Origin of the sequence: Ancylothrix sp. D3o (assembly GCF_025370775.1) — a bacterium.
In the GTDB taxonomy this organism is placed as follows: domain Bacteria; phylum Cyanobacteriota; class Cyanobacteriia; order Cyanobacteriales; family Oscillatoriaceae; genus Ancylothrix.
In genome coordinates this window covers 1-5,030 of record NZ_JAMXEX010000010.1, presented here as the reverse complement: position 1 = coordinate 5,030, position 5,030 = coordinate 1, and the positions used below count along the sequence as shown (strand labels likewise).

3 protein-coding genes are annotated in these 5,030 nt (G+C 42.7%); all 3 read left to right on the top strand.

The features are described from left to right. The coding region (locus NG798_RS16860; RefSeq protein WP_261224856.1) for a Calx-beta domain-containing protein at nucleotides 1-3,517 on the top strand (3,517 nt) is incomplete at its 5' end. 242 nt (nucleotides 3,518-3,759) lie between these two features. After that, nucleotides 3,760-4,593: a DUF4007 family protein gene (locus tag NG798_RS16855; protein WP_261224855.1), complete on the top strand. Its 834-nt coding sequence runs from the start codon at nucleotides 3,760-3,762 to the stop codon at nucleotides 4,591-4,593. Continuing rightward, complete coding sequence (locus NG798_RS16850) at nucleotides 4,577-4,852, top strand: hypothetical protein (RefSeq protein ID WP_261224854.1); 276 nt, start codon at nucleotides 4,577-4,579, stop codon at nucleotides 4,850-4,852. The genes NG798_RS16855 and NG798_RS16850 overlap by 17 nt, the downstream gene beginning before the upstream one ends. The last annotated feature ends 178 nt before the right edge of the window (nucleotides 4,853-5,030 follow it).

The window sequence follows — 5,030 nt, the reverse complement described above, 5'->3', positions numbered from 1 at the left end:
AACAGATCCCATAACAGATCCCATAACAGATCCCATAACAGATCCCATAACAGATCCCATAACAGATCCCATAACAGATCCCATAACAGGAATATTAGAATTTACAAATACAAATTTTAGCGTCAATGAAGACGGCACAGCAGTAATACAAGTGCAAGTTAAACGCACCGGCGGAAGTGATGGGAATGTTGGCGCAACGATTATTTTAAATAACGGCACTGCTACCTCACCCCAAGATTACAATAATACTCCCATAAACATCACTTTTGCTGATGGTGACAGCACGACAAAAAGCATTAATATTCCAGTTGTAAACGACACTATTTTAGATGGAGATAAAACGGTAAATTTAACCCTACAAAACCCTGCCGGTGGCGCAACTCTTGGCACACAAAATACAGCGATTTTAACAATTTTAGACAACGAAGTACCCAACCCCGGCACCCTCCAATTCAGCACCGGCAACTTCAGCATCAATGAAAATGGCATCGCCATTATTCCCGTCACCGTCACACGCGGCGGCGGTACAAATGGAGCAGTTAGCGCCACCATTCAACTCACCGATGCAAGTGCTATTTCTCCCGATGATTATGACAATTCTCCTATTACAATTAATTTCGCTGATGGAGATAATACACCTAAAACTATCACGATTCCAATTGTTGATGATTTGGTGGGAGAAGACGATGAGATTCTGAATTTATCTTTAATAAATCTTGCCGGTGGCGCAACTCTTGGAAATCAAAGCACAGCCAGCTTAACAATTGTAGATAACGAAGCAGGAGAAATAGAATTTGTTACTAATAGTAGCAACGAATTGGAAGGAAACCCTGGCATTCCTAACATCCTGACAGCAAAAATTCGGCGGATAAATGGCAGCAAAGGAGAAGTCACAGCCCAAGTAATTCTTGATAGCACTCCGGGTACTGCCAACAGTGATGATTTTAGCAAAAATTTGCCGGAGACTATCGCCTTTGTCGATGGGGATACAGCAGAAAAAGAAATCGTTATTCCCCTCATTGGCGACAGCGAATTAGAAGCAGACGAAACCATTAATTTAAGACTCGTAAATCCCGGTGGTGGCGCAACACTAGGAAGCTTGCAGAATACAACCTTAACGCTGTTAAATGATGATGTAGATACCACCGCTCCCACCGCCATTATTGGGGGTACGAATATTAGCCAAGGTGGCGCTACAACTTACCAATTTAGGGTTCAATATTTCGATAATGTTGATATCAACCTCAGCAGCATTGATGACAATGATATTATCGTTATCAGCCCTAACAATACCAATCTAAACGCCACCCTCATAAACGTCACTCCGGCAACAGAAACAACCCCCGTAACAGCCATCTATGAAATAGCCGCACCTGGTGGCACTTGGGATTTAGCAGATAACGGCAATTACACAATACAATTGCAAGCAAATCAAGTCACTGATACTAATAATAATCCCGTCAATTCTACGCAGCAAATTTTCAATGTCAATGCACCCTTGCCGGCAAACCCAACCGTCACTATAGCCGTTTCTCCTGTATCCGTTGCCGAAAACAGCAATACCCCCCTCGTGTACACTTTCACCCGTAGCGACAGCCTCAACACTCCCCTCAGCAGCCCCCTCACTATTAGCTACACCCTGAGCGGAACTTCTCTCACAAGCGATAATGATTTTGTTGCCCCTAGTAATGTCGTCACCTTTGCCGCCAACAGCGCCACCGCTACTGTTAACATCACTTCCACACCTGATTACAGAATTGAGCCAGACGAAACCGTAGTTCTCACACTTGACAACCGCTCAACTTATACAAATGGCACCCCCAATAGCGCCACCGGCACCATTCTAAACGATGATAGTGTAGATGTCACAACCCTTGCCGACAACGGCGACAACAACGCACCCTTGCGCGGATCATTGCGAGAAGCGATCATTATCGCTAACAATACCCCAGGCGCAGAAACTATCACTTTTACTAATCTCACTGGCGAACTCACATTACTTTCTTCCCTGCCAGAAATTACCGATCCTCTCACAATAGCCGGTTACAGTCCCCAACAATTAATTATTAGTGCAAATCAAACATTTGGGCGAATTTTTACTGTCAATAACGGCATTACAGCAACTTTCAAAAACCTCACGATCACCGAAGGTTCTGATTTTCTTGGCAGCGGCAGCGGGATTTTTAACAACGGTGGAACAATCAATCTTATTAACTCAGCCGTTACAAATAATGTCGGCCAAATGGGGGCAGGAATTTACAACAACGGCGGCACATTAAACATCACAAATAGCACCTTAGACTCCAATAGTTCACAATTTTTTGGAGGCGCGGGTGGAGGAATATATAATAATGTCGGTGGCACTGTTTCAATTAACAACAGCACCATTTCAAATAACTTTTCTCAATATGGTGGGGGTATTTATAACGAATTAGGGGGCAGCCTTACCATTAGAAATAGCACAATTTCTGGAAACAGTGCAGAATACACCGGTGAGCAACTAAACGAAGGGGGCGGTATCCGTAACGGCGGAACATTAAATATTAGCAACAGCACCCTAACAAATAATTTTGCCGTTGGGGCTCCCGATATTCCCGGTACTGGAGAAGGCGCAGCAATTTTCAACACCGGCACAGCCTCATTAAGAAATACAATTATTGGCCCAAATCCAGGTACTAGCAGCTTAGTAGGAACCTTTACCTCCGAAGGATACAACCTGATTACTAATCAGAGTGCCGCCACAATTACCCCCACAATCGGCGATCAAATCGGTACACCAACTAATCCCATCGACCCCCAACTCGGCCCCCTACAAGACAATGGTAGCGCCACATTTACGCACGCATTACTAGCAGGAAGTCCGGCAATAAATGCGGGCAACCCAAGCGTTACCACCCCTGATCAAAATAAAATTCCACGAAACGGTACTCCCGATATTGGCGCAGTAGAAAATAATTCTAGGCTGCGTTTAGGAACTTCTGAAAATGATAACCTCAGAGGTATGGGTTTCTTTTTCAATGGGTCAACATTTGGTTTCTCAGAGATCTTTTTAGCCGGTCTTGGAAACGACACGTTAACAGGTGCAGGAAATAACGACACATTTATCTACACTCGTCCCAACGAAGGAACAGACATTATTACCGACTTCAATACCGGCGACGAAATCCAAATTAACTCTGCTACTTTTGACAACATTAACACCAGCATATTCTTTCCTTTTAGTGCCATAACAATCACCTCCGCAGCAGACAATATTAGCAGCCACGAACTCATAATAATTAACAGCCCCGGAGTCAACACCGGCACCTTAGCCAACCAAACCTTAGCCACCCAAACAGGCAGCACAACAGCCGGTTATTCAGGAAATGGCGGCGCAGCATTTTATGTATATACAAACAGTGCCGGTGACAAAATATTAGGCTATGATCCTGACGTTGATAAAATTGCCGGTGGAGTTTATGATTTAGCAAACCTGAAAACGTACACGCCAGTGGCCGGTGACTTTAGCTTTGTATAAATAGAAACCGGGTTTCTTTAAGAAACCCGGTTTCTTTGACTTGAATTTATGGTTTAATAATTAATACTAAATCCGATTAAGTTTTCGCGGCGGGTTAAAACCCACCTCTACATGAAAAAAACCCCTCCGGGGTTAAAATAAATCCTATTTAGTCCGTAGGACTTTATTCATGTAGACGCCGATTTCAACCGGCGACGAATTCAATTTAACGACGTAGTATCAAACAATTTCGGCAAAACATCATGGCAAACTTGCAACTCCATTTTAACGGGAATTTTCCTTTCAAAAAAGAAGAAATACGCCGTATTATTCAGGTCGCTACAGAAGATAAAGGCTTAAAAGATGACCTAGAAAACTTAATGAAAAAAACCGGCCTAGGAAACGCCAAAGTTGGAAAAATTAAAAGCTGGGCCAGTCGTGCCGGTTTAATTAAAGATTACCACCTCAGCGAAGAGGGCAAAATTGTTTTTCGCCTTGATTCTTCTTTAGAAAACCTCATTACAGACTGGCTAATGCACTTTTATTTAAGCTTTGGAGACAAAGGGCTAAAAGAACCCCCAGAAAACCTCGCCGAATGGGGAGGTTGGCCTTATTTTGTTCACGTTTTCTTACCTCACAACCGCCAATTTACCAGCCAACAATTCGTCAGCCAAACGCAAGGAATTTTTGAAGAAAAAGCTGAAGTTATAGCAGACCGGCTCAAATATATTTTGCGAACCTATACAGAAAAAAACGCCCTCGCAGGATGCAATATTATTCAAAATATTGACAAAAACACCTATCAAACCGGCCCCGTTAACCTCCCCAATGCTTACCTCATTGGTTATTTTTTGGCGAAACTTTGGAAGAGAGATTTTCAAAATTCCACATCAGAGTTAACAGAAACAATTTTGCAACAAAAAATGGGATTAAGCACCATATTAGGAATAGAAACAGAAGCCTTACAAGAACAACTAAATACCCTCGAAGCTTACGGAATAATTGAACAGCGGCGGACAGTTCCTCCCTTTCAAATTGTACGCCGGTGGGATGATGCCCTCACACTCTTAGAAAAAGCCTATGCAAACCATCAATAACCTCCAACTTCCCCCCGCCCAACCTAGCGACCGGCCCCACATTTTGCTCATCGAAAATTTTGATGAGGCACACTTAGAACACATTTCGTTTTATAATAATGCAAAGCGAATAAACTACCGGCAAAACCTACTCAACCGGCTGAGGCCCGCCGATAAATTTTTACTTTTGCACCTCCATCTCGACCGAGAATTAAATGTAATTAGCTCCATTTGTGCTGATAATAATTCCGAGGTCATCATTCTCGAAAAATTAGATTAAGCTATTACACATTTAAACTGGGATAGAATTATTTCCTTTATTGTTAATTTTTCTATCCCAGTTAATAATTAACTCTCCTTCCCTACGGGACGCTACGCGAACATTTAAGAGGCGATGTAATAAATACTCTAGCTCTTCAATAGATGTAAAAAGTCGATTGGCAATATATTCTTTTGCC

Excerpts from the sequence above, each read along its gene's own strand:
- NG798_RS16855 (WP_261224855.1), top strand. The coding sequence starts at position 3,760 with ATGGCAAACTTGCAACTCCATTTTAACGGGAATTTTCCTTTCAAAAAA.
- NG798_RS16850 (WP_261224854.1), top strand. The coding sequence starts at position 4,577 with ATGCAAACCATCAATAACCTCCAACTTCCCCCCGCCCAACCTAGCGAC.